This is a genomic window from Alteromonas lipotrueae (assembly GCF_019249215.1).
Classification (GTDB): Bacteria; Pseudomonadota; Gammaproteobacteria; order Enterobacterales; family Alteromonadaceae; genus Alteromonas; species Alteromonas lipotrueae.
Window position 1 is genome coordinate 320,720 of the sequence record NZ_JAESDI010000001.1, and the last position, 25,121, is coordinate 345,840.

Sequence of the window (25,121 nt, forward strand, 5' to 3'; positions counted from 1 at the left end):
CCTCCTAACCTTTAAAGTTCGTATAACGAAATTGTTAACTATTCTAGAGAATGCGCAGTAATTGGTTGCCGCGAGTATCTAGCTCATCAGCTTGCTTCATCATCTTCACTTGAAGCTCATAGTGGCGCTGAAGGCTTATCATATTGACCATTTCGTCAACGGCATTAACATTCGAGCCTTCCAACATGCCAGACATCACTTTCACACCAGCGTTTGCTGGAGCTACCGTGCCGTCTTCCATTCTAAATAAACCATCAGTGCCTCGTTCCATATCGGCATAGTTCGGCTTAACCAATTTCAGCCGGCCAACATCTTCAATCACATTTTCTGGCGCGCCAAGCTGTCTCATTGACAACGTACCGTCCATACCAATATCTAGATTATCTAGGGGCACAGGAAGAAAGATTGGACCGTTATCACCTAAAACGGGGCGATTGTGCACATCTGTCAAAATACCGTCGTCACCTAACTTGAAGTTACCGTCACGAGAATAAGCTTCTTGCCCATTATCGTCTTGAACGGCAAACCAGCCATCGCCTTGTATAGCAACGTCTAAATCACGACCCGTTTGAATCATAGGGCCCGACTCATAGTTGTTTGACGGACTTTCGGTCATTGAAAAAACGCGAGACGGCAAACCTTCGCCGTAGGCAGGCATTGACCTTGCCTGTTCTAACTGAGCTCTAAACCCAGTTGTTTGCGCGTTAGCCAAGTTATTGGCACGTAACCCCGTACCTAAAAGGTCTTGAGATGCACCACTGGCAGCAATGTAGAGAAGTTTGTCCATGACTGACTTTTGACTCTGGTTAAACCATATACAGGTTTTGCAATCCCAGTGCCAACATGCACAAATCGAAGTGGATACAAAAAAACCGCAACTATGTTGCGGTTTTTTTACTTAAACATCACTGCTTATCGGATGTTCAGGATAGTCTGGTTCAGTGAGTTGTTCACTTCAAGCGCTCGAGAGTTCGCCTGGAAGTTCCGCTGTGCAATAATCATATCGATTAGTTCAGTGGTAAGGTTAACGTTAGCTTGCTCTAGGGCTGATGAGTTAATTTCACCAAAAGTACCCGTAGTCGCTTCACCCGCTAATGCTTCACCAGATAGAATGCTTTCTTTCCATTCCGTGCTGCTTTGCTGTGTTAAGCCTTGCTCATTGGCAAACCTCACTAGGGCCACTCGCACAATTGGCTCAGAAGTACCATTTGAGAAAGTCGCTCGAACCAAGCCATCTGGGCCAATATCGATACCGGTCAAACGACCAACAGGCAAACCATCTTGCTCTAATGACGTAACTTCGAATGCTGATGCGTATTGCGTAGGCTCAACAGTAGTGGCTCCGCTAGGCTCTAGGTTAAAATCAATGCCAATTTGCTGCGTTGCATCTGCACCATTTGATAAGGCTGAACCAAGCGCTTCAGTGGTTAACTTATAATCGGTAGTTTGAATGCCATCTGGCGATTCAATACCAATAAAGTCACCACCTTGAGAAAACACGAGTTTAGCGGCTGTAACGCCGTTACCTGTGTTAGTACCCAATGAGTTTACCGCTGTTGTAGGATCGGAATCTGTACCGGTAGAATTCACTAAATCAGTAAGTTGATCGTCAACCGCTGTAGCCACATACCATTCGTTGTCTGCCGCCACATCTTTAACGAAGTAATAGGTCATCACGTGGCTGTCGCCTAGTGAGTCATAAACCGTTACCGAGGTTGCCGCGTTATAGGTAAGTGGATCTTCCGGGTCGAATGCAGCAGGGTCTAAGCCCTGATCACCCGCAGGTAAGTTCATACGAATATCAACTTCTGAGGTTTGAGCTGGAGACCCTGACGAATCTGGAATTTGTACTGGCTCAGTGGTACTCAATGCAACTGACGAACTGGTAGAGTCTGAGTTAACGGGAAAACCTAAAAGTAAGTCGCCGTTACTGTTAACCACGTAATTGTCATCATCTAACTTAAACTGGCCAGCTCGGGTAAACGAGAAATCTCGTGAGGTTTCATCAGGAACGGTGGCAAAAAAGCCGTTCCCAGTGATCGCTAAATCAAGTGCTGTATTGGTGAACTGTAAGCTACCTTGAGAAAACTGCTGGGCTACATCTTGTGTCAAAACACCGTCGCCCACTTTGGTCTTACTGCCAGCCAAAAGTGATGTGGCGTACACGTCGCCGAATTCAGCGCGAGACTCTTTAAAGCCAACAGTATTCACGTTTGCGATGTTATTCGCGGTTACATCTAAATCTTTTTGTGCGGCAGCTACGCCACTTAGTGCAATATTAAAAGACATGCTTCTTTCTCCTGCTAACTGCCGATTTGAATAACGTCGTCAAGACTAATGCTGACTTCGCCATCTAAATTTAAAATGACGCCCTGACCGCTGCCGGCCAAACTAACACTTCCTACATGACGATTAATGGCTGTATTCAATTGAACGCCTTCACCATTTATTTCGCCTGTAGCACTGATTACGTAGTCGCCCGCTGGCATATCGTTGCCTTGGGTATCCTTGCCATCCCATTCAAATTGAATGTTGCCAGCGGCTTGTGTGCCAGCATCAATGGTCTTAATCACTTCACCGTATTGATTTTCAACAGTGATCGTCATGTTTTGTACGCTCTGCTCATTGACCACAACACCAGATACGCCTGCAGCGTCGCTAGACATGTGCCCTACGTTGCCCTGTACCAACACGTTCTGACCTATCAAGCTTGATGCTTGTAATGCCTGGTTAGATGTCATCGAGGCGGCGAATGACTCGAATTTATCATTCAACTGAGAAATACCATCAGCCATAGTGAATGATGTCATTTGCGCTACCATCTGGTCGTTATCTACGGGTTTAGTAGGATCCTGATTCGCTAATTGCTCGGTTAACATGGCAAAAAAGTCTTCTTGCGAAAGCTGTTGCTCTGTTCCATCGACAACCGGAACCGTCTCTTCTTGCCAGTAGAGTTCGTTGTTCAGGCCAGTGGTGTTGTTAATTGTGGTCACAGTATTTTCCTCACATTACCTACGCGGCAACTTATTGCCCTTGCCCTAGCTGCAATACCCGACGAAATATCTTTTTCGTGGTATCTGCAACCTGAACGTTGGTTTCATAGGCTTTTGATGCCGACATCATATTTGCCATTTCTTCCACGATGTTGACGTTAGGCTTATAGATATAACCTTCTTCGTCAGCCATTGGGTTATGCGGAGCATACTCAACTTGCAATGGTGCATCGCTTTCTACAATTCCCTTAACTTCAACACCCACGCCTTTGGATTGATCGCCCATAGCACGCTGTAACTCTGCGGCAAACACAGGGTGTCTTGCACGGTACGTTTCGTTATAACTACTACTTACCGAATTCGCGTTGGCAATATTACTTGCGGTTGTGTTTAAACGAACATTCTCAGCTTCCATACCGGTACTGGAAATTGACATCACATTAAATAAGCTCATGATTACTGGCCTCCAGAACTAAGGGCTTTTTTCATACCTTTGACTTTACTGTTAATAAACTCAAGTGTGGCTTGATAGCGTAAACCGTTATCTAAAAAGCGGTTACGTTCTGCCTGTACTTCCACCGTATTACCGTCGCCGGTATCCGGTTGCGTGGGTATGCGGTATTGCATTTCAAAATTTGATGCTACCGACGATACATCGCCACCTATGTGTTTATCGTGCGTTCTTACTAAGCTTCCACCACCCAATTTGTGCTGCCCTTCTTGGGCGCTCATGGCTGACTCCATCGCTTTATTAAAGTCGATGTCTTTAGCTTTATAACCAGGGGTATTGGCGTTCGCTAGGTTTCCAGAGATGACTTCCATTCTGTCGGTGCGTATTGCTAACGCCGACTGATGAAACCCGACTAACTTGTCGAGATTAATGGCCATATTGAAAACTCCTAGCTGAGAAATTCCGTAAATACGTCATGAGTAAACAATGACGAATTATCTGTTATAGGATTTTACTAGCAAGGCAGATGCCAACCTGAAGATTGGCACTGTATAAAAACATAAAAAAACGAGGGGGAATTGAAAATAATTAAATAAATTCAGCAATTTAAGTAGTTATTTTTTTTGATAATACAAACCAGGATTACATTTGATCATGGCGTAAGTATCACTTGCCGCACTGATAGATTCAGACGCGCCAAGGAAAAGGACACCGGCAGGTTGCAGCTGTCCGGCAATTTGTTGCAGTATCTTTTGTTTTACATCTGCCGAAAAATAAATCAGCACATTGCGGCAAAAAACGATGTCGAAGCGGCCAAGTGCTGCATAGGAGGTTAACAAATTCAAACTTCTGAATGATACCATGTTGCGCACTTCTGGCTTTACCTGCATCTGGCCACTTTCGTGGGATTGGAAGAACATAGCCCTACGTTGTGGCGATAACCCTCTAGCAAGCGAAAGTTCATCGTATAGCCCTTGGCTACACTTGTTTAGCATTTCAGAAGAAAGATCGGTGGCTATAATTTCAACCCCTTGCCTAAGCAATCCAGGTCGCTGTTTTTGAAACTCTAATATCGACATAGCAATAGAGTATGGCTCTTGTCCGGACGAACAAGCTGCACTCCAAATTCTAAGTTTCTGGTTTTTCGTTGCCAGTTGAGGAAGTAAATCGCGTTGTAGCAACTCAAACGGGTAGGTATCTCTAAACCACAATGTTTCGTTCGTGGTCATTGCATCAATGACGCTTTGTAAAAGGCTACGATCGTAACCTTTTACAACCACATCAATCAGCGCATCAGTATTGTCATAGTCATGTTTATATAACAAAGACGCAAGCCTGCTTCTTACCAGATATTGCTTGTTTTCCCCGAGTACTATTCCACATTGTTTCTCGAGGAAGTGCCGAAACTTTTCATAGCTTGTCGGCGACACATTTTTATTATCCAACCCCTACCGCTCCATTATTCACAATCCGTCATTAACCACTTCTGAACTGCTGTTGCTAGTTCATCGGGGTGAAATTTCGCAATAAAGTCATCCGCTCCCACTTTCTGAACCATCGCTTGGTTGAATACACCGCTTAAAGAAGTATGAAGTACAACATGAAGCTTTTGAAGTTCAGGTGTATTCTTAATTTCAGCTGTAAGGGTGTAACCGTCCATCTCCGGCATTTCTATGTCGGACACTAATACCCCAATTCGCTTGGTGATATCACCATATTCTTCCGCGATTTCCTTCAAGCGGTTTAACGCTTCCAAACCGTTTTTTGCCAGCTCAATTTCTAGCCCGAGCGAGGTTAGCGCTTTTTTAACTTGGTTTCTTGCCACCGCTGAATCATCAGCAATGAAGATAATTTTGTCTTCTTTACCTTCCGTAGTAAGCCCTTCAGCAACATCGGCGCTTACTTCAGCATTTAGTGGTGAAATTTCGTTAAGGATTTTTTCAACGTCGAGAATTTCAATTAACTCGTTTTCAACTTCAGTAACAGCGGTTAAGTAACTTGCTCGGCCTGTCCCCTGTGGAGGCGGCATAATGGCATCCCAGTTAGTGTTAATAATGCGCTCAACAGCGCCCACTAAAAAACCTTGAACAGAACGATTGTATTCAGCAATAACGATAAAAGCGTTTGATAAATCTTCAATACGCTTGCCGCCCGTCGCCATGCTTAAATCGATGACAGAAATAGTTTGCCCACGAATATGTGCTATTCCGCGAACTAGCGAGTTCAACTTCGGCATTGAAGTCAGTGGTGGACACTGGAGCACTTCTCGTACTTTAAAGACGTTTATACCAAAGCGTTGACGACCATTAAGCCTGAACAACAATAACTCAAGACGGTTTTGACCAACTAATTGGGTTCGTTGGTTAACCGAGTCTAAAATTCCCGACATATCTCACCTCTTTTTAATACTGGGCATGATCATTGCCTTCACTAAAGAGAATAGACAATATCACTAAATGTATGCAGGTCAAACGACAGAAAAATGACGGTTTCGCTGCATGTACAACTTAATCACGGACGTACGCAAGTTATTGTCTCAACCTAATTTGTCTTATAAGCATAGACAATAACTCAGTAAGTGAACACGAAAAGTGACTATGAAAAATTTAAAAAATGTAAAATCTTGGCTTACAGGAATTCGTCTGCCACTTTTCACTACTATGGCGGCAGTTATTTTAGCGCCTTACAGTTACGCTGAAACGATGCACGATGTGGTGAATAAGGGCGCAGAAGAATACTTGCTGTCGACCCTTAGTATACACGATGAAAACACCGATATTGCGGTAAGCATTGCTGAAGTAGACGAAAGAATTAATATTCCTCAGTGTCCGACGGGATTTCAATTCCACGCATCTGATGAATCTTTGGGCCAATCTTATATTTCTGTGCGGGTAAGTTGCACAAATAATGACTGGTACTTGTTTACCAGCGCCCAAGTGACAAGAACGAAAGAAATTGTGGTTACTTCTGGCGCGGTTAGCCCTGGCACTGTGCTTTCTGCATCTAATCTGACGTTGGCATCCGTAGATATAAAGCGTCTTCGATACAGTGCATTTACCGATGTAGATGCATTGATTGGCGCTCGAATGAAACGTCGAATTGTTGATGGTCAAGCTGTGCAATCAAATATGCTATGCTTTGTGTGCAAGGGCGATAGAATTACCATTCGTGCATCATTGGGTGGGATGGCGGTTAAAACATCTGGAATAGCACAACAAGATGGTGTTATTGGCGATACCATAAAGGTGCTCAATGCCAGTAGCCAAAAGCCCGTGATAGCGGAAGTCGCCAGCGCTCAAGAAGTCGTGGTACACTTATAGTTCAGCGTGCTAAAAAACTACGTTTTCGTTGTATAAAAGCCTAAAGAAAAAAAGGTTTGTGCCGATAACTTGTACAGAGGCGAAAAGGTAGTGGAGAAATATTATGGCAATTAACAATGTAAACAATGGGTTACCCAAAACACCCGTTGATAATACAAAAATTTCGCAACAGAATCAGGCACAGCAGTCGCAACAGCAACAAGCGACGTCTAACAATGCATCTGTTGCTCAAGCACCACGACAAGATTCAGTATCCTTGACTCAGTCTGCACAGCAGTTGAATCAAGTTCAGAAGAAAGGTTCTGAAGCGCCTGTAAATCAGGAAAAAGTCGATCGTCTTAAAAAAGCGATATCAAGTGGTGAATACAAAGTTAACCCTGAAGTGTTAGCGAATAAAATCGCTAAGCTTGAGGGTGAGATTTTTGGCCAAAAATAATTAGGTTTCTATGACTAGTCATCTTTATTCAGCGTTATCACAACAGGTCACTAACTTAGAGGGCCTGTGCTTGATGCTGGAAAAAGAATTACATTTAATTAGCTCACGAGATGCAGAAACCTTGATGAGTCTTTTAGAAGATAAGTCTAAATTACTAGAGTCTATTCAATCTACGGACCAAAAAGTCGAGGCGTTATATCGCCAAACTACAGACGAAACGATTAGTGCAGATGAACAAGGGTTAATGGATAATGCGAAAAGTCTGTTAGAAGACTGTAAGTATAAAACCCAAATCAATCAGAAAGCCGTAGAGCAAGGACAGCTTCGCCTCACACACTTACGGAATCTGATGTTAGAAGTTCGCGCTAAAGAGTCGTTAACCTACGATAAGAAAGGTAAGCCAAATGCAGGCCGTTTAGGTTCAGGTATTAGCGCCTAAGTAATGCACTCGTTACCGAAAGCCCCAATAAAAGCACAAAAAAGCGCGTTTAATACGCGCTTTTTTGTGGGTGCTATTTAGCCATACATCGAAATACTTAATAGTATTTGATGTCTTTTATTCTTTGTGGCTTCGCTGTCGTCAAATAAATGTCGTACACGCGATGCATATCTAGCTCAAGTTCGGTGGCATAGGTGTCTTCACCCACGGGGTAACTTTTTATTACCCTAGCCCCTCTAATAACGCCCTCTACAGAAGCCCGCAAGGTTTCATTATCCACCACAAGGCTAGACAGTGATTGATTACCTTCAATACGCTGTCCGTACACCTGCTCTGCAAGTTCTCTGTAAGCCTCTAGTTTTGATGCTTTAATTGCCATCAATGTTTTCACGGTTTCGCTTTCACCCCGTTGCGACATAATTGGGGCATATCCAACGGCACTTAGCACAGGGTAACTGTCTGGCTCAACCGTCTCCCACTCCACATGTTTGTCTACAAATAGACTACATCCTGATAAACCTGTTAGTGCAGCAAATAAAGCCACCGTCATCCATGCTCGGCTACGAATCAATTTTTCAAAAAACACCATTAGAGAAACCTCATTCTCAATTTTTCTATTAGTGGATAAGCAATGTTTACGCCTAAATTTTAAATTTGAAACATTGGCATCTATTTCGCTTATTATAAGTTGGAGCAAAAATTGACATAAAGTCGAAAAAAAACTGATTAAAGAATCTGATACAAAAGAATACTGGCTTAAATTAACTGATGTAGTGCCCTCTTATCGCACTGCAACAAAAGGACAAGACTGTGCTTGGCATACAAACATTCGCTAAACTAACGTTAACTAGCGTGTCTTCTGTGAAAAGAAGATATCAAGCTAGATACGCCAAGGTCGCCTTTTTTATGGCGCTGTTTTGCCTTGCTTTAGTGTCAACAGGGCAAAGCCATGCCGCTTGGTATGAAGCCAAAGGCCAAGCAGTTATCGTGAACGGTAATAAAGAAAAAGCACGTAGAGACGCCACAGAAGAAGCCCTCAAACAAGCATTGTTATTCGCAGGTGCCTCGATAAGCAGTGTTCAGCAGCTCACAAATGGGTTACTTGAAAGTGAAGACATTACCATTAGTAGTTCAGGTGAAGTGGATCATCTCGAACTCACTGATGAAGTATGGCATAGCGACTATGTTACCGTAAGCGTCAGGGCGGATATCTTTCCTGCGGCTAAACAATGTACCGCAGTTGAGTATGATAAAAATATTGCCACCAGTTACTTCATGGTAGAAAACCGCAATCATTTAGTTGAAGGAAAAATCCCTAACTTTTCCGAGGCAGTCACAAGAAAGCTGGCTACCGAAATGTCGGCGCAGGCGCAGAATTTGAATTTAGCGTACATTGCTCCACACACCACACGATGGGGAGTTAATGGGCTTGAAGAAAATGTGCGCGCATTATCACAACAATCAAATGCACAGTTTGTTTTAATCGGCAGCATTAATGACGTTAGTGTTGAAAGACAACGCCCTTCTTCGATTGCGTTCTGGAAAGAAGAAAAAGCCACCCGTTACTTTTCGCTAAGCATTAAGGTTTTCGACGGTATAAATAGCGGCTTGCTGCTGCAGCAAGATTACATAACTGAAGCAAATTGGCCTTTTGACCGGTTTACCGATGTAGACGAATTTTCGTCAACCTTTTGGCGGACAGATTACGGCAATGCAATTAAAAAGCAGATGCAACAGTTAACCGCTGATATTAACGAGACTATTGCCTGTCAGCCTATGACTGGCAGAGTGCTTAATGTTGCCGGTTCGCATATTTCAGTATCATTGGGCCGCGATAATGGCATACAAAATGGTGATGAGCTTTTTGTCTATCAAACCAGCGAAATTATCGACAGACACGGTAAGGCCTATTTGCAGTACCATATTTACCCCGGTGCATTTGTTGTTGAAAATGCTTATGGCAATACTGCAAGATTGATTCATAAAGACAGTGGTATTATTGCGAATATTCAAGAGAGTGATTTCGTTATCAAACGATAGTTCGGTTACAGCGTCTACTAATTACATAGAAGAACTAAACAACCGCTCACCCTTTATAGCAGGGTACAAAACTTAGATAAAGGTTTTTAAACCAAAGGGTTCCGTTCGCGGATTAAGTTCGTATAATAGCCTTGTAGGTCCCCATAGTTTAATGGATAAAACAAGGCCCTCCTAAGGCTTAGATGTTGGTTCGATTCCAGCTGGGGACGCCATCAATCTTAACCGCAGTCACGGAATGTAATCTTACCTAATGCTATTTCCCAAGATAGTGGTCTACTATCTCTTGCCACTCGTCAGTCTCTATCACTCTAAGTAACGCAGTATTAATCTTTTCTCTTTGCGAACTGTTTTCTGGTAACGCAATAGCATAGTCCTGACGTTCAATAACCTCGGGTAAAATAAGAATACTGTCACCAAAGTTGTTTTTAGTTAAGTACTGTAAAATGGGCTTATCGTAAACAAAAGCATCTAGGTCGCCTGATGCCAATTGTGACAAACCTTTTTCAACGCTTTCAAGTCGCTTAAATCCTATATTTTCTTTTCGTAAAAATACACTACTTGCAGAGTTTGCCAATGTAGCCACCCGCACATTAGGTAAGTCCTCAAGCCCTTTAACGCTCGAAGATAGTTGGCTAACAGTAAGGCTTGTGGCAATTGCAGCGGTAAAGCTACTGATTAAAATGATCGCTGCAAACATCCATATAAAACCGATTACCCTTCCACCAAGGGTAACAGGGGCTTTATCGCCATACCCTACTGTGGTCATTGTCACCGCCGCCCACCAAAAGCTAGCACCTAAACCTTGCTGGGTTGAGCCGCCAAACATCTCGGCGTTGCGCTTTCTTTCAAACAGCCACAGTAACGCCCCTACCGCGAGCAGCAACCCGCACAAAGCTGAAAGTGCAACTAAAAATTCCCAGCTGAAAAAACCTTTAACGGCTGACATCCAACGATTACCTTCACTAGGCACCGCAATAGCCAACCCTGTAGTATAAAAAGGATGCGTAAAATCGATAACCGACTCTCGCTGCGAATTTACGGTAAGCGCAGCAACAGATGCATCAAAACGACCATTTTCTACTCCCTCCACCAGCTCAACCAGTGAAGCTTCGGTCAACGCATAATCGGTAGACGTTAATTCTGCAATTTGTTCCCAAAGTGCAATACTTATACCTTCAAAAGAACCGTCTTCATTTTTAATGACAAACGGCGGCGCGACCTTCGTAGCAATAACCTGTTTTGGCTCATTATCATTGGTTTGCGCCATACTTGGCAGCATGACACTCAAGCTAAACACTATAATAGTGATCATTCGACTCATTGTATTCATACCTGTCCCTGTGGTTGGTTTACCTCTAAACTACTTTTAAGCCACTTCTACTAATAGTAACCCATCGGTAAATTTGCGACGTATAAGATTCAATCGCCAATAATTAAAAACTATCTCGACTTCAGCTTTTAAAATGATGCTACTTTAAGATTAGCCCATGATATATGAGCATAGAAAATTCAACAAACAGCCCCATATTGATTCTTAGTAAGACAGTGCTCACTCAGGCCAACGTTGTAAAGTAATATTGGCGTAGCGAATACATTCATGACAGTGACGCTTCGCTGAGTGTGGGAGAAAAATATGACTAATTTTGAAACAAATGACGATTTACATTCGTTCTTTGCAGAAATGCAGGATGTAAAACCTATAAAACCTTCAAACAAAGCGTTGTTGCATGATACAGAGAGTGCGATAGCTGAAAAAAAGCGGCGCGCTGCTCGTCAACGCAGTGAACGGGAAAAGCTGAAAAGCCCGCTAAGCTTAGAAGGGGTAACACCAGTAAAGCCTGACGATTTCATTTTATTCCAACAACCGGGTATTCAAGATGGTGTGTTCAAAAAATTACGCATGGGTAAATACCCATTAGAAGAAACCCTTTCTCTAAGTGGCATGACCATTGAACAAAGCAGAGATGCGCTTTATAAAGCCATAACCGACTCTCATAAACGGGGCGTGAGAGCATTATTAATTAAGCACGGTAAGGGTATAGAAAGTAAACCTTTTCCTGCTTACAAGAAAAGCTTTGTCAATCACTGGTTGCTTGAATTAGAAGAGGTGATTGCCTACCACACAGCGCAGCCTATGCACGGCGGGTTTGCAGCTACGTATGTATTATTGAAGAAACATCCCGATCAGAAATTGATCAACAGAGAGAAAAATAGGAAAGGATAAAAGCGCAAGATACATTAAATAAATTGGTATAGCGGAGTGATTAACGCCAGTATCTGTAAACAGATACTGGCGTTAGAATTTCACTTTCAGACTACTTAACTGAAGACTGCACAACTAGCGTTGAAGTAACGTCGGCAGATTTAGCTGAACTGCTGAAAACAGCAGTAACAAACATCAGCACAACCGCTATGGCTACTCCGGTTAAGCCAAACCCTTTTGATGAACGATTCATTCGTCGTCTCTTGTTATCAACACCAACAATATCTTTTGTTGGTACAACCCTTAAAACACACTCCTGTAACCAGTCTGCAATCCCTGCATTGCACTACAATAGATCAGTGACTTATCGAAGACAAGCCCTCAGTACAAATTTTTGACACTTTGCCAATCTATTGACGTGCTTCACGCTCATTTAACTGAAAAAGTAGAGATAAGAACATCTTACCTCTACTATGCCTAAGCGCGTTTTTATCCAACGAAACGACGCGCATTTCTGAAGATACGCATCCACGCACCATCTTCTTGCCAATCGTCTGGACGCCATGAGTTTGCTACTGCCCTGAACACGCGCTCAGGGTGAGGCATCATGATAGTGCTGCGCCCGTCAGAAGAGGTTAATCCTGTAATCCCCTCAGGCGAACCGTTCGGGTTAGCAGGGTATTGCATAGTGGGCTGGCCGTAGTTATCAACATAACGAAGTGCCACTTGCGATGCTACAGACAAAAGCGCGCTGTCGCTGGAAAATTCGGCTTGCCCTTCACCGTGCGATACCGCAATAGGCATGCGTGAACCGGCCATGTCTTGCAATAACACAGAAGCCGATTTAGTCACTTCTACCATGGCTACACGGGCTTCAAAACGTGCCGATTGGTTGGCAACAAAGTGTGGCCAATGTTCCGTGCCAGGAATGAGCGACTTCAAATTAGACAGCATTTGGCAACCGTTACATACCCCTAAACTAAAGGTACTGTTACGGTCGAAGAAGGCAGCAAATTGATCCCGTGCAACTGCATTGAACAAGATAGATTTCGCCCAACCTTCTCCGGCTCCAAGAACGTCACCGTATGAGAAACCACCACACGCAGCTAAACCCGCAAAGTCATCAAGGGTGACTTTTCCGGCAAGAATATCACTCATGTGCACATCAATAGCATTAAAACCAGCACGATTGAATGCGGCCGCCATTTCAAGGTGCGAGTTTACGCCCTGCTCGCGTAAAATAGCCACTTTAGGTTGTATGCCTTTGGCAATATAGGGCCCGGCAATATCTTCATTTACGTTGTACGTTAGCGCAGCATGTAACCCTGGATCGGCGGCATCCTGCTTAGCAGCATGTTCTTGCTCCGCACAAACTGGGTTGTCTCGAAGCTTCTGCATCGCCAAGGTGGTTTGCGCCCACGCAGTGCGCATAGCTACGCGACTATCGTTAAGCACTGCCACATTATCTCGAGTAAATTCGATAGTATCAGTAGTGTTTAACGTACCGATGTAATGACTAACACTGGTTAAATCGTAAGACGCGAGTACAGCATTAACTTCCTCGATGTCTTTGTCTAACACTTGAAGCACGCCGCCAAGTTCTTCATTAAACAATACGGATAAGTCTGAACCCGCTTCTGATCCTGAAATGCTATCAAGCGCAATACTTACACCGGTTTTACCTGCAAAAGCCATTTCGGCTACGGTGGTGAATAGTCCGCCGTCAGAACGGTCGTGGTAAGCCACAACCAGTTGTTTCTCAATTAGCGTCTGCACTGCATTAAAGAAGGCCTTTAAACGCTGCGCCGAAACCACATCGGCAGGTGCATCACCTAGTTGCTCGTATACTTGTGAAAGACAACTTGCGCCAAGGCGGTTCTTGCCTTCACCTAAATCGATTAGCAACAGTTGGCTGTCGCCTTTATCGGTGCGAAGTTCTGGTGTTACCGTCTTACGAATATCTTTTACGGCACCGAAAGCAGAAATCACTAACGATAACGGTGACGTTACCGCTTTATCTTCGCCTTCCTCTTGCCACGCGGTTTTCATCGACATGGAGTCTTTGCCCACCGGAATGGTTAATCCTAATTCAGGACAAAGCTCTTCACCTACGGCCTTTACCGCTTCATACAAACCAGCGTCTTCACCAGGGTGACCTGCCGCCGCCATCCAGTTTGCTGAAAGCTTGATTCGGGTTAAATCGCCAATATTTGCTGCAGCAATATTAGTTAACGCTTCACCTACGGCTAAACGCGCTGACGCCCCATGTGATAACAAAGCAACTGGGGTTCTTTCACCCATCGCCATAGCTTCACCATGATAAGTATCAAAGGCAGAGGCAGTCACGGCTACATCGGCTACAGGTACTTGCCAAGGGCCAACCATTTGGTCACGGTTAACTAAACCTGTTACCGAGCGATCGCCAATGGTTATAAGGAAGGTTTTTTCCGCCACAGTAGGTAAAGACAATATACGGGTTGCCGCGTCAGCTAGTGTAATATCACTTTCATCAAAACCTGTGGCTTCTAATGGCGTGCTGATAACGTCGCGATGCATTTTAGGCGGCTTGCCAAGTAACACATCAAGGGGCATATCAATAGGCTGGTTATCGAATTGGCTGTCGTTTACATTCAATTCTTGTTCAGCTGTGGCCTCGCCTACTACCGCGTAGGGTGCACGTTCACGGGCACAAATCGCTTCAAACACTGGCATGTTTTCTGGTGCTACCGACATCACGTAACGCTCTTGTGATTCGTTGCACCATAATTCCAGTGGTGTCATACCTGGTTCGTCAGACAATACGTTACGCAGTTCAAATTTACCGCCACGTCCGCCATCGTTAACTAATTCAGGCAATGCGTTTGATAAACCACCCGCACCCACATCGTGAATAAATTGAATGGGGTTGTTATCGCCTAACTGCCAGCACGCATCGATAACTTCTTGGCAACGACGCTCCATTTCTGGGTTTTCACGCTGTACCGAGGCAAAATCTAAATCTTCATTTGACTGACCAGAAGCCATGGAAGACGCTGCGCCCCCACCAAGACCAATGTTCATCGCAGGGCCGCCAAGCACGATAAGTTTAGCCCCTACCGTGATTTCGCCTTTTTCGATATGTTCACGACGAATATTACCCAAGCCACCCGCAAGCATAATAGGCTTGTGGTAACCGCGTACTTCAACGCCATTGAAGCTATTCACTTCTTGCTCGTAGGTACGGAAGTAGCCAAGCAAATTTGGGCGACCAAATTCATTGTTAAATGCTGCGCCACCTAACGGGCCATCTAGCATAATATCTAATGCGCTAACAATACGCGGTGGTTTACCGTAGTCTTTTTCCCACGGCTGCTCTAAGCCTGGAATACGTAAGTTAGACACGCTAAATCCACCTAAACCCGCTTTTGGCTTAGAGCCACGACCGGTAGCACCTTCATCACGAATTTCACCACCAGAGCCGGTTGCCGCGCCTGGGAAAGGCGAGATAGCGGTTGGGTGGTTGTGGGTTTCCACCTTCATAAGAATATCGATATTCTCATGATGGTATTCATATTGGTGCGTTTGTGGGTTCGGAAAGAAACGCCCTGCTTCCCAACCAGACATCACAGCAGCGTTGTCTTTATAGGCTGAGTAAACATGATCGGGTAACACTTCAAAGGTGTTCTTGATCATTTTGAACAAGGATTTATCTTGTTCTTGCCCGTCGATTGTCCAACTGGCATTAAAAATCTTATGGCGGCAATGTTCAGAGTTTGCTTGTGCAAACATGTAAAGCTCTACATCGGTGGGGTTACGCGCCAAACGCGTAAAGCTTTCGAATAAATACTCTATTTCATCATCAGCCAATGCTAAACCAAGCTGAATATTGGCATCAACCAACGCTTGTTTGCCATCTTCTAGTATTGCTACTGAAGTAAAGGTTTTCGCCGTGGTATGTGCAAACAATACTTCTGCCGCTGCTGTATCAGGAAAAACGGTTTCCGTCATACGGTCATGCAAGTGGGCAGCAACAAGGCTGTAGTCCGCCTCGCTAAGCGGCTGCTCTGCTTCTATATAAAAAGCACAGCCTCGTTCTATACGATTAATCGTGTTCAGACTACAATTGTTCGCTATATCAGTTGCTTTGGTAGACCAAGGAGAGATGGTGCCTGGTCGGGGTGTTACCACGAAGAGGTTGCCAGTTGGCGTTTGGGTTTGTCGGGCAGGCCCGTAGGTAAGCAGCTTTTTAAGTATTTCTAATTGCTGCTGCGAGAGTTCACCATCTGAATCGATAAGGTGAATATATTCGCTATATAGGTTTTTCACCTTAATGCCGGATTGACCCAGCTTTGCAATCAGTTTAGTTTGGTGAAACTCTGATAGTGCGGGAGCGCCTCGAAGGACCAACATATTGCTTTACCTGGTTGTTCAGAAACAACGACCATCAATGGGACGCGTTGCCTCTGTAATTGATGAATATTTCGGCGCGGATTATAGAGGATTTATGTTCTATTGGTAACCTTCAACATAGGCTATGTTGCAGTTTTTTTTCCCAAGACCCAATTTACAACAATAAGAAAAGGTTTATGCCGTTACAACACTACAAAAAGCGATTAAAAACATCTTTTTTTATCGCATTATGCTTTTTCGCTACAAGTTGTGGCTCTCCTACCGTTCCGAACGCTTTGTTGTCATTAATTGAGCGCGGTTCGATAAAAGTGGGCACACTTTATGGTGCTGCTACTTATTATAATGGCGCTGAAGGTCCGCAAGGTTTTGAATATGAGTTGCTAGCTGGTTTTTCAGATTACCTAGGCGTGACACTCGACTTATATCCCTTCTACAGCTACGACGCAATGCTAGAGCAACTAGCCGAAGGCAACCTTGATATTGTCGCCACAGGTGATGCGGTTACCGATGCCTTATTGATGCGCTTTACTTACGGACCGGCGTATCAAACGGTTGCGCAACACTTGGTATACCGTGCGGGTACTACAAGGCCTAGAGAACTCGATAGCCTTGTCGACCCTGTTGTTGCAGTGTCGGGAAGCAGTCAAGCGCAGCTACTTGCAGTATTAAACGGCTCGAGTGAGTCGCTGTTAGTCACCACAGAAGATTCTGATGCCGAGGAACTACTACAAAAAGTGGCTACGGGGGATATTGCTTACACCCTTGCCGATAGTAACCGTCTTGCACTACAACGAAGACGTCACCCCAATTTGGCCGTTGGATTAACCGTACGAGAAGAAATGCCGATGGCATGGGCGCTAAACCCTGAATTAGACGATTCAATTAAAGCCGCCATTATCGAATATTTTGGTACCGTGCATCAATCAGGGTGGTTTACCGTATTAGAAGAAAAGTATTTTGGCCACATTAGGCAATTTGACTACGTAGACAGCCGTGCATTTAATCAATCCGCCGAGTCGCTGTTAAAAGATTACAAGAGTATGTTTCAGCAATATGCAGGTGATTTGGATTGGCGCTTATTAGCCGCAATGAGTTATCAAGAAAGCCACTGGGATCCTGATGCGATATCTCGCACTGGCGTTCGCGGTTTAATGATGCTGACCATGGACACGGCCAATGACTGGGATGTTGAAGATCGTACCGACGCAGAACAAAGTATTCGCGGTGGCTCTCGCTACTTCGCCAGCTTGTTAGGAAGAATTCCTGCAAGAATTGGCGATCCGGATAGAACTTGGATGGCAATGGCGGCGTATAACCTTGGCTTAGGGCATTTGGAAGATGCCCGCATTCTTACGGAGCGTCAGGGTGGCAATCCAGATCTTTGGGTAGACGTAAAACAACGACTTCCCCAGCTAAGGCAAAAGAAGTATTACAGAACAACACGTTATGGGTATGCACGAGGCGATGAAGCACTTCAGTACGTTGATAATATTCGCCGATATTACGACAGCTTACTTTGGCTAGACGAACAAGGAAGAATTTAGCTGGCGCCATATTGAATTTTGTCATTATGATGTCATCTAAGATAAGTACTATCGAATGTAACTATCCTATTCGGCTAGCTAAGGCATAAATGCAGAAACGATTAAAGAGAATATGCCTTATTCAATTTCCCAATTTGTATTAACAAGGAGGGCAAAATGAAAAGAAACAAATTATTTAGGAAAGGAATAAAATTGAAAAATAATAATAGACGTAGAGTGATGCTAAAAAGAATGCATCAAAAAGTACTACAACGCCGCAAACTGTTTGTCACCAGTGAGATGTTTACTCAGTTGACCCGCAATTCTTAAGCGCCGCTTGTTTGGCCTTTTTATATAGCTTTATCTGCGCTCGACGACGTTTAAAAAATGCTGAAATTTTATCAGCACAGTCGTCGGCTAACACCCCTGGTATTACATCAACCTGATGATTAAGTGATGGATGGTTCAAAATATTCATCACTGACCCTGCAGCGCCTGTTTTAGCATCACTGGCACCAAATACCACTCGCTTAATTCTGGCGTGAACCAACATTCCTGCACACATCGAACATGGCTCTAAAGTGACATAAAGCGTGGCATCGGTAGTACGGTAGTTTTGTAAGTGTTTTGCCGCCATTCTTACCGCATTCATTTCTGCGTGAGCGGAAGGATCGCTATCTGTGATAGGTGTATTCCACCCTTCACCAATTAACTCACCATTATGTACAACACAGGCACCTACCGGCACCTCTCCCATTGCTTCTGCTTTATCTGCTAGGCTGAGGGCGTGCTGCATCCACTTTGTATGCTTTACCATGCGTTTAGAATTGTTAATTTCGTCATTCATTCGTTATTTTTACTAATTTTTTGTGAATTAGATTTTCACCAGCATAATTCAATAAATAGAAATTACTATAAACAATTGATTTATAGTGAATTTGCAACAATGGCAGCCATCTTGCTATCTTTCTTATAGACATACTTGCGAATTACAGAGTGCTAATGTAAATACAAACCTATGCATCGGCTTATTCTATATGAAGTAGGTAAAAAGCTTTAATGCACAGCTACGTATTTATTTACACTTTTTTCCCAACAAGCGTATTTATAAGCGCTATAGTAACGAAAAAAGCGTGTTTAGCGTAGTCGCTTTGTAAGCTAGGTTTGTAGGAAAGAACACTATTGTTCACCTACACTGAGTTCAAAGTAAATTAAATATAAACTAAAGGGAAAGTACCATGAATCTGACCGCTATTTTTATTGTTGCCATTATCGCTTGGGCTATTGTGAGTATCACAGGCTCATCAAAAACTAAAAAATCAAATAAGGCGTCAGACAAAGCAGCAGAAGCTTATCAAGCTGAAATCGCTTCACTCAAAGAACGTGTTTCTGTGCTTGAAAAAATTGTAACCGATGAAAAATACGACTTGAAAAAACAGTTTGCCGACTTGGAAAAAGACAAAGTTGCATAATCTTTTTGTAAAACGCCTTTCCTAAGTGCCTTTTTGAGAGCGTGTACGTACTCTGAATCTTTATCATGAACGGTCTAAAGCGTTCTGCAGGCGGCTAGCTGCCTTCCAGTAATTTTCTCTCTGCGCGTTCTACGCGCCGAGGTTTGCCTGCAATAACTAGCACATCATGGGGTTGTAACACAGCTTCATGGTCGGGGTCTTTTACCTCGGTGCCATTTCTTCTTAACCCACGTACACGCACCCGCATTTTGGCAAAGTCGATATCTTTAATTTTGCTTCCCATGCATGCTGCATGTTCTGATAGCACCACAGCGTGTATGAACTCAAGTTTATCCTCAGTGCCATAGCTGATTTCAGTAGTTTCCCCTGGGTAGAACCCATGCAAGTGATCGTACCGCCCTTTTCTTTCCGCCCGTACACGCTTTAGAATTCGTGACATAGGCACTCCAGCATAATGTAGCACTTGAGAAATCAGCATTAGGCTACCTTCTTGTAATTCAGGCACCACTTGATTTGCGCCAGCAGAATACAAACTTTCTAATTGGTAATCTCGCTTAGTTCGCACCATAACATCTGCGTTTTGTACTAGTTGATGTGTACCACTAATAACCTGCTTTGCCTTATCAGGTTGATCGAAGGTCACCAGGATAAGCTTGGCATTTTCAACATTAGCGCTGCTAAGAATATCTTTTTGACTGGCATCGCCAAATAGTACTGGCTCACCGGCATTTCTACTTTCATGCACACGCACTGGGTCCATATCGATAGCAATAAATGCAATGCCTTCCATCTTTAACATGCGAGCGACAGATTGCCCCACTCTGCCAAAGCCACAAATCACAACATGGTTAGTTAAGTCGTTATCCACTATTAATGTATTTTGCGCATTGTCCTCGCTCTTGTTAGCCACAATACGCTTTGCCAATACCAAGCTATTGTTCATTAACCAAGGTGTTAGCGCCATACTTAATACGCCCATACTGACAATGAGGGAAGATTGCCCAGTGGTAAGCACACCATAAGTGGTAGCCAATGCAGCGATAACAAAACTAAACTCGCCAATCTGACATAGCTTAATACCCGCTGACCACGCATCCAGAGGGTTGGTTTTCACAAACGAAGCGGCCACTCTTACCATAACAATTTTACTAACCATCAGCCCAACCACGCCCAGAACAATCGTAAACAAATTGCTCCATAGCACGTTAATATCAAGTTGCATGCCAACGGTAACGAAAAACAACCCCATCAAAATATCGCGAAAGGGGCGAATATCGGCTTCCAGTTGGTATTTGTATTGGCTTTCTCCCAACATCATTCCCGCAAGAAAGGCCCCCAATGCCATAGACAACCCAAAGTAATAGGTTAGGCCTCCGGCCAACAGTGCAATTAAAATTGTGGTTAACACAAAAAGCTCATCGGTGCGGGTTTTGGCAACTTCGCTAAAAACCCAAGGCAATACCCACTTACCTACCGACATTAAAAACGCTATAACGAATATACCTTTTAGCAAAGCCTCACCTAAGGCAAACGCAATACTCACCTCGCCGCTTTGAGCCAGCAACGGAATAGCAATAAGGAAAGGAACCACGGCAAGATCTTGAAAAAGCAGAATACTCACAGCCAACTGGGTTCTTCTGTTATTAAGAATACCCATTTCAGTAGCTTGTTTGATGACGATAGCCGTAGAGCTAAGTGCCAGCGCTCCACCAATAATAATGGAAGCGCTGATGGGTAACCCGAATAGGTAAGGAATACTTGTAAATACAGCGGTGGTCAGTAGCATTTGGCCAACACCAACGCCAAATACTAATGAACGCATGGCCACTAGCTTCGGCAGGGAAAATTCAAGCCCGAGTGAGAAGAGTAAAAAAACGATGCCAGTTTCAGCTAGCAAATGCATTTCTTGAGGGTGAGCGAAAAGCGCAAAAAGCTGGGGGCCCGCTAATATACCTGCAAACAAATACGCTAAAATTGGCGGTAAATGGATACGCTTAAAAACAGCCACGCTACAAACGGCAATAAACATTAATGCGATCACGTTCAAAAAACCGGCACTCACTTTACATCTCCCTACCGCTAATTTGAGGTCTCGATATTTCAAAATGATTAAAAATAGCGCACATCTGAATTGAAATACTCCTGTATATCAAAGTATTACTGCTTCCCTAGCGACCATGTATTTTAAATAGCTTATATAGCATAGCAAGATTACCGGAATTGGCATCAAGATTGCTAATATCTATTAACAAATTAGCATAAGCGGCAAATTTTGACACTTTCCACTTATGTATATTTTCCGTATTGCTAAAGGGGCATTTCCGTGGATTTATCTACTACTATCTACGATAGCACACAACATGACAATTTTTATCCTCCTGCTAGCACGGGTCAGGCGTTATCCGCCAGTGAAATAACCTCCTTTATCAGCGAGATTTTGTCTACGCTGGAATTAGAACAACTTGGCGAGATTTACTTTCGCCAATTGAACGTTTTTTTCTCGTTGGCCGGTTTCAGCTTATCGGATATTGATTCTCGCTGGGTATACGGAAATGCCAAACTATCTTCAACACTTGTGGCAGTGCCTTTGCCTGGTGTTATGTCTCAGGAAGGTAAATCTGTTACTGCACATTATTATTTTGCAGTGCCACTTTCCCTCTCTGAACGAAATGCATTAGAGCAACTTCATGAACTATTTGCTAAACAAGTAGCTCAAGCACAATCTTTTTTACGCCTACACCAGATGACGACTAAAGACGTTTTGACTGGCTTGGGGAATCGCTCAGGCTTCGATCAGGCACTTGTACGTCAACTAGGATGGGCTCAGCGTCACGAGGAAGGTTTTTCATTACTAGTCATTGACTTAGATAACTTTAAATCAGTCAATGACAACCACGGTCACCGAGAAGGTGATAAAGTTTTAGTACATGTCGCGTCTCAATTACAGCAAGTGCTAAGAGATGAAGACGAAGCATTTCGATTTGGCGGCGACGAATTCTGCTGCCTTTTAGATTGCCAAACACAATTTCAGTTGGAATGTGCTGCATCGCGTATACAACTTAGCATTAACCAATCAAGTTACTTAAGACGTATGAATGTGTCGTGCAGCTTAGGTGGTGCTATTTACCGTGAAGGTGACGATACCGCTCAGCTTTTTGACCGCGCCGATGCTGCGTTGTATAAAGTGAAGCAATCTGGCAAAAATAGCTACTTAGCGGCTTAAGTCACAGGTTCATATACCCGTTAATCACGTTCCTTGCGCGTTCGATGACAACGGTAGTAGCGGTGACGATGTTAACTGCCTGAAAGAAAATTACCCCCAGTGACTCATCGAAATAATGATAACTACTTAAGCGATTATAGCAGCAGAAGCTGCATGCGCTTTTGCGTACATTAGCTATATTAAATATATCTAAGCAAATAAGCTTGTGTTGGCACGGCTGCTATCAAGTAACTTCACACTTTTGCCCACTGGCAAATATTTGCCGACTCTGTCACCTTATTACTCATGAATATAGACTTTAGTCTATATTCACTAGTTCAACGGCTAATGTCGATGGCATGGTGTTTAAGGTAACCACCTTCTGATGTACTACCAACGCAACCACCTCATCATCTAAAAAGAGTATAGGCACTTCGGCTCTCTCCCACGTAGGGACTTTCCATTGCTTAAACCAATCTTTAAGTAACTTAGATACCTGTGCACGTTTTGGCTTTACACGAAGTCCCTTCACGCCAGTTTTAATCGTTACTGTGCCTAATGCGTTATTCACCACCCTTAAGGTTAGTGGTTCATTCAACCAATACAATTCGGTGTCGACGCTATTTGTGATATCCATGGTTTGCGGTATGTGAGTGTTGCGCCTTGATAACCAATAAAGGTCGTTATTGAACCTTGCTAGCTTCCCCCAAGAAAACGACACTTCAGGCGTAGCATCTTGGTTCGCCGTTAGCATATTTTCTATTTGCGTTAGTTGTGCTTGAGAAGGTAGCAACGCCGATTGCTTTGAAAACCATTGACGCAGTACGGCTCGTTGCCAGTTTTTAGACAAGGTAAGCAACTCAGCGCCTTTTAACTGGGTATCTGTTTCTAAGTACTGACTAAGATATACTTCAGCTTGTTCCGTTACTAAAGCCGTTTGCTCAGCACACAACTGGGCACTTCTTAATGCGGTTTTAGACAGCTGTGGCCATCGCTTAGATAACGCAGGGATAATTTGATTGCGAAGGAAATTACGATCATAGCGATTATCTGCATTTGACTCATCGTCAACCCACTGTAAATCAAGTCGAGTCGCGGCATTAACGATATCCTCTTTTTGAAGTGATAACATCGGTCGAACGGTAAATATTCCATTTCGCCATTGATACGCGCCCATGCCTGCTAGCCCTTGTGGCCCCGAACCGCGCTTTAACTGCAACAGTACAGTTTCTAGCTGATCTTCAGCGTGTTGCCCTAAAAAGAGTACCCCATTGTGGGCATGGCAAAACTCATGTAGCACTTTATAACGGGCATCTCTGGCTTCAGCTTCAAGGCTCTTACGAGCGCCATCGTCGACGGTTATGCAAAAATGCGTAAGCGGAATCGATAATTTTTCGCATTCAGATTGGCAGTGACTAAGCCACGTATCGGCATTGTCGCTCAACCCATGGTGTACATGAACGGCATGCACAGGTGTAGAGATTTGCTCGCGAAAGGCATGCAAGGCGTGAAGCAATAAAGAGGAGTCCACCCCTCCGCTGTAAGCAACAACAAGAAGAGGTGGCGCTTCAAATGACGTGTTAGCAAGGGCTGCGGTGATAGACTCGCAGATGTGATCTATAATCTCACTCACTTGCTATGCTCATTCTACTCGCTTCGTTTAACTAGCAGTAGCCAAAAGACATAAGGCGTTGATAACGCTCTTCCATCAAGTCAGCGGTATCTAAGCTTTTAAGTTGACTTAATTGCTGTTTAAGCACCGCTTTTAAGTTCGCAGCCATGCTAGTGTGGTCACGATGAGCGCCGCCCAGCGGCTCTTCAACAATACTATTAATTAGTCCAAGCTCTTTAATCTGGCCGGCACTTACGCCCATTGCTTCTGCAGCTAATGGTGCTTTTTCTGCACTTTTCCACAAAATAGACGCACAACCTTCTGGCGAAATCACCGAGTACGTTGAGTATTGCAGCATGTTCACACGATCGCCAACCCCAATAGCAAGCGCACCACCAGAACCACCTTCACCAATAACGGTACAAATGATTGGCACCGTAAGCTCAGCCATTTCAAACAGATTTTTCGCGATAGCCTCACTTTGACCGCGCTCTTCCGCGCCCACACCTGGGTACGCCCCTGGGGTATCGATAAAGGTAATAATTGGTAAATTGAAACGCTCTGCCATTTTCATCAAACGCAGTGCTTTACGATAACCTTCAGGTTTAGGCATACCAAAGTTACGCTTAATTTTTTCGTTGGTGTCACGCCCTTTCTGATGACCAATCACCATCACAGGTTGGCCATCAAGCATAGCTGGACCACCAAGAATGGCCTTGTCATCGGCAAATGCCCTATCGCCCGCTAGTTCATCGAAGTCGGTAAAAATACGCGGGATGTAGTCTAGCGTATAAGGGCGCATAGGGTGGCGAGCCAGTTGCGATACTTGCCACGCGCCTAAGTCAGAAAAAATCTTTTTTGTTAGCTCTGCGCTTTTACCGCGCAGCTTGTTAATATCTTCTTCAATACCAACATCGAATTCACCGCCTTGATTTACTAACCTAAGCTCTTCAATTTTTGCTTCTAATTCGGCTATCGGCTGTTCAAAGTCCAAAAACTGTATACTCATTGTATGTCCTATTCGTACTGCGCTTGTCAATG

General features: G+C 43.9%; 23 protein-coding genes and 1 tRNA gene. 9 read left to right on the forward strand and 15 right to left on the reverse strand.

Going from position 1 to position 25,121, the window contains the following annotated elements; genetic code table 11:
* Positions 1 to 43: 43 nt before the first annotated feature.
* From JKP82_RS01415 to JKP82_RS01445, 7 genes are all read right to left on the reverse strand, one after another.
* Entirely contained in the window at positions 44 to 787 is a 744-nt protein-coding gene (locus JKP82_RS01415; RefSeq protein WP_159529277.1) for a flagellar basal body rod protein FlgF, read from the reverse strand.
* 125 nt (positions 788 to 912) lie between these two features.
* Positions 913 to 2,289, reverse strand: a complete 1,377-nt coding sequence (flgE, locus tag JKP82_RS01420; RefSeq protein WP_159529275.1) for a flagellar hook protein FlgE — start codon at positions 2,287 to 2,289, stop codon at positions 913 to 915.
* Positions 2,290 to 2,303: 14 nt separating this feature from the next.
* Positions 2,304 to 2,993: a flagellar hook assembly protein FlgD gene (gene flgD / locus JKP82_RS01425; RefSeq protein WP_159529273.1), complete on the reverse strand. Its 690-nt coding sequence runs from the start codon at positions 2,991 to 2,993 to the stop codon at positions 2,304 to 2,306.
* Between the two features lie 31 nt (positions 2,994 to 3,024).
* The gene (flgC, locus tag JKP82_RS01430; protein ID WP_159529271.1) at positions 3,025 to 3,447 is read right to left on the reverse strand and encodes a flagellar basal body rod protein FlgC; all 423 of its coding nucleotides are present in this window, start codon (positions 3,445 to 3,447) and stop codon (positions 3,025 to 3,027) included.
* Between the two features lie 2 nt (positions 3,448 to 3,449).
* Positions 3,450 to 3,881, reverse strand: coding sequence for a flagellar basal body rod protein FlgB (gene flgB, locus JKP82_RS01435; protein WP_159529269.1), 432 nt, complete (start codon positions 3,879 to 3,881; stop codon positions 3,450 to 3,452).
* A gap of 177 nt (positions 3,882 to 4,058) precedes the next feature.
* Positions 4,059 to 4,889 (reverse strand): CheR family methyltransferase, encoded by an 831-nt coding sequence (locus JKP82_RS01440; protein ID WP_159529267.1) that lies wholly within the window; start codon positions 4,887 to 4,889, stop codon positions 4,059 to 4,061.
* A gap of 14 nt (positions 4,890 to 4,903) precedes the next feature.
* Positions 4,904 to 5,833: a chemotaxis protein CheV gene (locus JKP82_RS01445; RefSeq protein ID WP_129736996.1), complete on the reverse strand. Its 930-nt coding sequence runs from the start codon at positions 5,831 to 5,833 to the stop codon at positions 4,904 to 4,906.
* Positions 5,834 to 6,041: 208 nt separating this feature from the next.
* On the opposite strand from JKP82_RS01445, the gene flgA reads away from it, so the two are divergent.
* The 3 genes from flgA (at position 6,042) to flgN (ending at position 7,639) form a co-directional block, all read left to right on the forward strand.
* Positions 6,042 to 6,764, forward strand: coding sequence for a flagellar basal body P-ring formation chaperone FlgA (flgA, locus tag JKP82_RS01450; protein WP_159529265.1), 723 nt, complete (start codon positions 6,042 to 6,044; stop codon positions 6,762 to 6,764).
* A gap of 103 nt (positions 6,765 to 6,867) precedes the next feature.
* Complete coding sequence (gene flgM, locus JKP82_RS01455; RefSeq protein WP_126872017.1) at positions 6,868 to 7,200, forward strand: flagellar biosynthesis anti-sigma factor FlgM; 333 nt, start codon at positions 6,868 to 6,870, stop codon at positions 7,198 to 7,200.
* 10 nt (positions 7,201 to 7,210) lie between these two features.
* Positions 7,211 to 7,639 (forward strand): flagellar export chaperone FlgN, encoded by a 429-nt coding sequence (flgN, locus tag JKP82_RS01460; protein ID WP_126872018.1) that lies wholly within the window; start codon positions 7,211 to 7,213, stop codon positions 7,637 to 7,639.
* A gap of 97 nt (positions 7,640 to 7,736) precedes the next feature.
* On the opposite strand, the gene JKP82_RS01465 is transcribed toward flgN, so the two are convergent.
* On the reverse strand, positions 7,737 to 8,189 hold the full coding sequence (locus JKP82_RS01465) for an LPP20 family lipoprotein (protein WP_159534391.1): 453 nt from the start codon (positions 8,187 to 8,189) through the stop codon (positions 7,737 to 7,739).
* Positions 8,190 to 8,545: 356 nt separating this feature from the next.
* On the opposite strand from JKP82_RS01465, the gene JKP82_RS01470 reads away from it, so the two are divergent.
* Complete coding sequence (locus JKP82_RS01470) at positions 8,546 to 9,679, forward strand: flagellar assembly protein T N-terminal domain-containing protein (protein WP_232370581.1); 1,134 nt, start codon at positions 8,546 to 8,548, stop codon at positions 9,677 to 9,679.
* Between the two features lie 137 nt (positions 9,680 to 9,816).
* A tRNA-Arg gene (locus JKP82_RS01475) sits at positions 9,817 to 9,891 on the forward strand.
* A gap of 41 nt (positions 9,892 to 9,932) precedes the next feature.
* On the opposite strand, the gene JKP82_RS01480 is transcribed toward JKP82_RS01475, so the two are convergent.
* Positions 9,933 to 11,000 (reverse strand): transporter substrate-binding domain-containing protein, encoded by a 1,068-nt coding sequence (locus tag JKP82_RS01480; RefSeq protein ID WP_218395534.1) that lies wholly within the window; start codon positions 10,998 to 11,000, stop codon positions 9,933 to 9,935.
* Between the two features lie 312 nt (positions 11,001 to 11,312).
* Here JKP82_RS01480 and smrA point away from each other — a divergent pair, with 312 nt between their 5' ends.
* Entirely contained in the window at positions 11,313 to 11,903 is a 591-nt protein-coding gene (gene smrA / locus JKP82_RS01485) for a DNA endonuclease SmrA (RefSeq protein WP_159529259.1), read from the forward strand.
* 91 nt (positions 11,904 to 11,994) lie between these two features.
* Here the strand turns inward: smrA and JKP82_RS01490 are convergent, their stop codons facing one another.
* Complete coding sequence (locus tag JKP82_RS01490) at positions 11,995 to 12,135, reverse strand: hypothetical protein (RefSeq protein ID WP_013785166.1); 141 nt, start codon at positions 12,133 to 12,135, stop codon at positions 11,995 to 11,997.
* 236 nt (positions 12,136 to 12,371) lie between these two features.
* Positions 12,372 to 16,271, reverse strand: a complete 3,900-nt coding sequence (gene purL, locus JKP82_RS01495; protein ID WP_218395536.1) for a phosphoribosylformylglycinamidine synthase — start codon at positions 16,269 to 16,271, stop codon at positions 12,372 to 12,374.
* A 176-nt stretch (positions 16,272 to 16,447) separates the two neighbouring features.
* On the opposite strand from purL, the gene mltF reads away from it, so the two are divergent.
* Positions 16,448 to 17,815 carry a membrane-bound lytic murein transglycosylase MltF gene (gene mltF / locus JKP82_RS01500; protein ID WP_159529255.1) on the forward strand — a complete coding sequence of 456 codons (1,368 nt, stop codon included), beginning with the start codon at positions 16,448 to 16,450 and terminating at the stop codon, positions 17,813 to 17,815.
* Positions 17,816 to 18,098: 283 nt separating this feature from the next.
* On the opposite strand, the gene tadA is transcribed toward mltF, so the two are convergent.
* Entirely contained in the window at positions 18,099 to 18,641 is a 543-nt protein-coding gene (tadA, locus tag JKP82_RS01505) for a tRNA adenosine(34) deaminase TadA (protein WP_159529253.1), read from the reverse strand.
* Between the two features lie 391 nt (positions 18,642 to 19,032).
* Here tadA and JKP82_RS01510 point away from each other — a divergent pair, with 391 nt between their 5' ends.
* Positions 19,033 to 19,266: a hypothetical protein gene (locus tag JKP82_RS01510; RefSeq protein ID WP_159529251.1), complete on the forward strand. Its 234-nt coding sequence runs from the start codon at positions 19,033 to 19,035 to the stop codon at positions 19,264 to 19,266.
* Positions 19,267 to 19,360: 94 nt separating this feature from the next.
* On the opposite strand, the gene JKP82_RS01515 is transcribed toward JKP82_RS01510, so the two are convergent.
* Positions 19,361 to 21,328: a monovalent cation:proton antiporter family protein gene (locus JKP82_RS01515; protein WP_159529249.1), complete on the reverse strand. Its 1,968-nt coding sequence runs from the start codon at positions 21,326 to 21,328 to the stop codon at positions 19,361 to 19,363.
* Between the two features lie 261 nt (positions 21,329 to 21,589).
* Here JKP82_RS01515 and JKP82_RS20960 point away from each other — a divergent pair, with 261 nt between their 5' ends.
* Entirely contained in the window at positions 21,590 to 22,489 is a 900-nt protein-coding gene (locus tag JKP82_RS20960; RefSeq protein WP_159529247.1) for a GGDEF domain-containing protein, read from the forward strand.
* A 298-nt stretch (positions 22,490 to 22,787) separates the two neighbouring features.
* Here the strand turns inward: JKP82_RS20960 and tilS are convergent, their stop codons facing one another.
* Complete coding sequence (gene tilS, locus JKP82_RS20965) at positions 22,788 to 24,101, reverse strand: tRNA lysidine(34) synthetase TilS (RefSeq protein ID WP_159529245.1); 1,314 nt, start codon at positions 24,099 to 24,101, stop codon at positions 22,788 to 22,790.
* A gap of 31 nt (positions 24,102 to 24,132) precedes the next feature.
* Entirely contained in the window at positions 24,133 to 25,089 is a 957-nt protein-coding gene (gene accA, locus JKP82_RS01530; RefSeq protein WP_013785174.1) for an acetyl-CoA carboxylase carboxyl transferase subunit alpha, read from the reverse strand.
* Positions 25,090 to 25,121: the final 32 nt, after the last annotated feature.

Coding starts and splice junctions, on each gene's coding strand:
- mltF (WP_159529255.1), top strand. CDS start 16,448: ATGCCGTTACAACACTACAAAAAGCGATTAAAAACATCTTTTTTTATC.
- JKP82_RS01465 (WP_159534391.1), bottom strand. CDS start 8,189: ATGACGGTGGCTTTATTTGCTGCACTAACAGGTTTATCAGGATGTAGT.
- smrA (WP_159529259.1), top strand. CDS start 11,313: ATGACTAATTTTGAAACAAATGACGATTTACATTCGTTCTTTGCAGAA.
- flgM (WP_126872017.1), top strand. CDS start 6,868: ATGGCAATTAACAATGTAAACAATGGGTTACCCAAAACACCCGTTGAT.
- tadA (WP_159529253.1), bottom strand. CDS start 18,641: ATGAATGACGAAATTAACAATTCTAAACGCATGGTAAAGCATACAAAG.
- JKP82_RS01490 (WP_013785166.1), bottom strand. CDS start 12,135: ATGAATCGTTCATCAAAAGGGTTTGGCTTAACCGGAGTAGCCATAGCG.
- flgC (WP_159529271.1), bottom strand. CDS start 3,447: ATGAGCTTATTTAATGTGATGTCAATTTCCAGTACCGGTATGGAAGCT.
- JKP82_RS01480 (WP_218395534.1), bottom strand. CDS start 11,000: ATGAGTCGAATGATCACTATTATAGTGTTTAGCTTGAGTGTCATGCTG.
- flgE (WP_159529275.1), bottom strand. CDS start 2,289: ATGTCTTTTAATATTGCACTAAGTGGCGTAGCTGCCGCACAAAAAGAT.
- flgA (WP_159529265.1), top strand. CDS start 6,042: ATGAAAAATTTAAAAAATGTAAAATCTTGGCTTACAGGAATTCGTCTG.
- JKP82_RS01445 (WP_129736996.1), bottom strand. CDS start 5,833: ATGTCGGGAATTTTAGACTCGGTTAACCAACGAACCCAATTAGTTGGT.
- accA (WP_013785174.1), bottom strand. CDS start 25,089: ATGAGTATACAGTTTTTGGACTTTGAACAGCCGATAGCCGAATTAGAA.
- JKP82_RS01470 (WP_232370581.1), top strand. CDS start 8,546: ATGGCGCTGTTTTGCCTTGCTTTAGTGTCAACAGGGCAAAGCCATGCC.
- JKP82_RS01510 (WP_159529251.1), top strand. CDS start 19,033: ATGAATCTGACCGCTATTTTTATTGTTGCCATTATCGCTTGGGCTATT.
- JKP82_RS01415 (WP_159529277.1), bottom strand. CDS start 787: ATGGACAAACTTCTCTACATTGCTGCCAGTGGTGCATCTCAAGACCTT.
- flgB (WP_159529269.1), bottom strand. CDS start 3,881: ATGGCCATTAATCTCGACAAGTTAGTCGGGTTTCATCAGTCGGCGTTA.
- purL (WP_218395536.1), bottom strand. CDS start 16,271: ATGTTGGTCCTTCGAGGCGCTCCCGCACTATCAGAGTTTCACCAAACT.
- flgN (WP_126872018.1), top strand. CDS start 7,211: ATGACTAGTCATCTTTATTCAGCGTTATCACAACAGGTCACTAACTTA.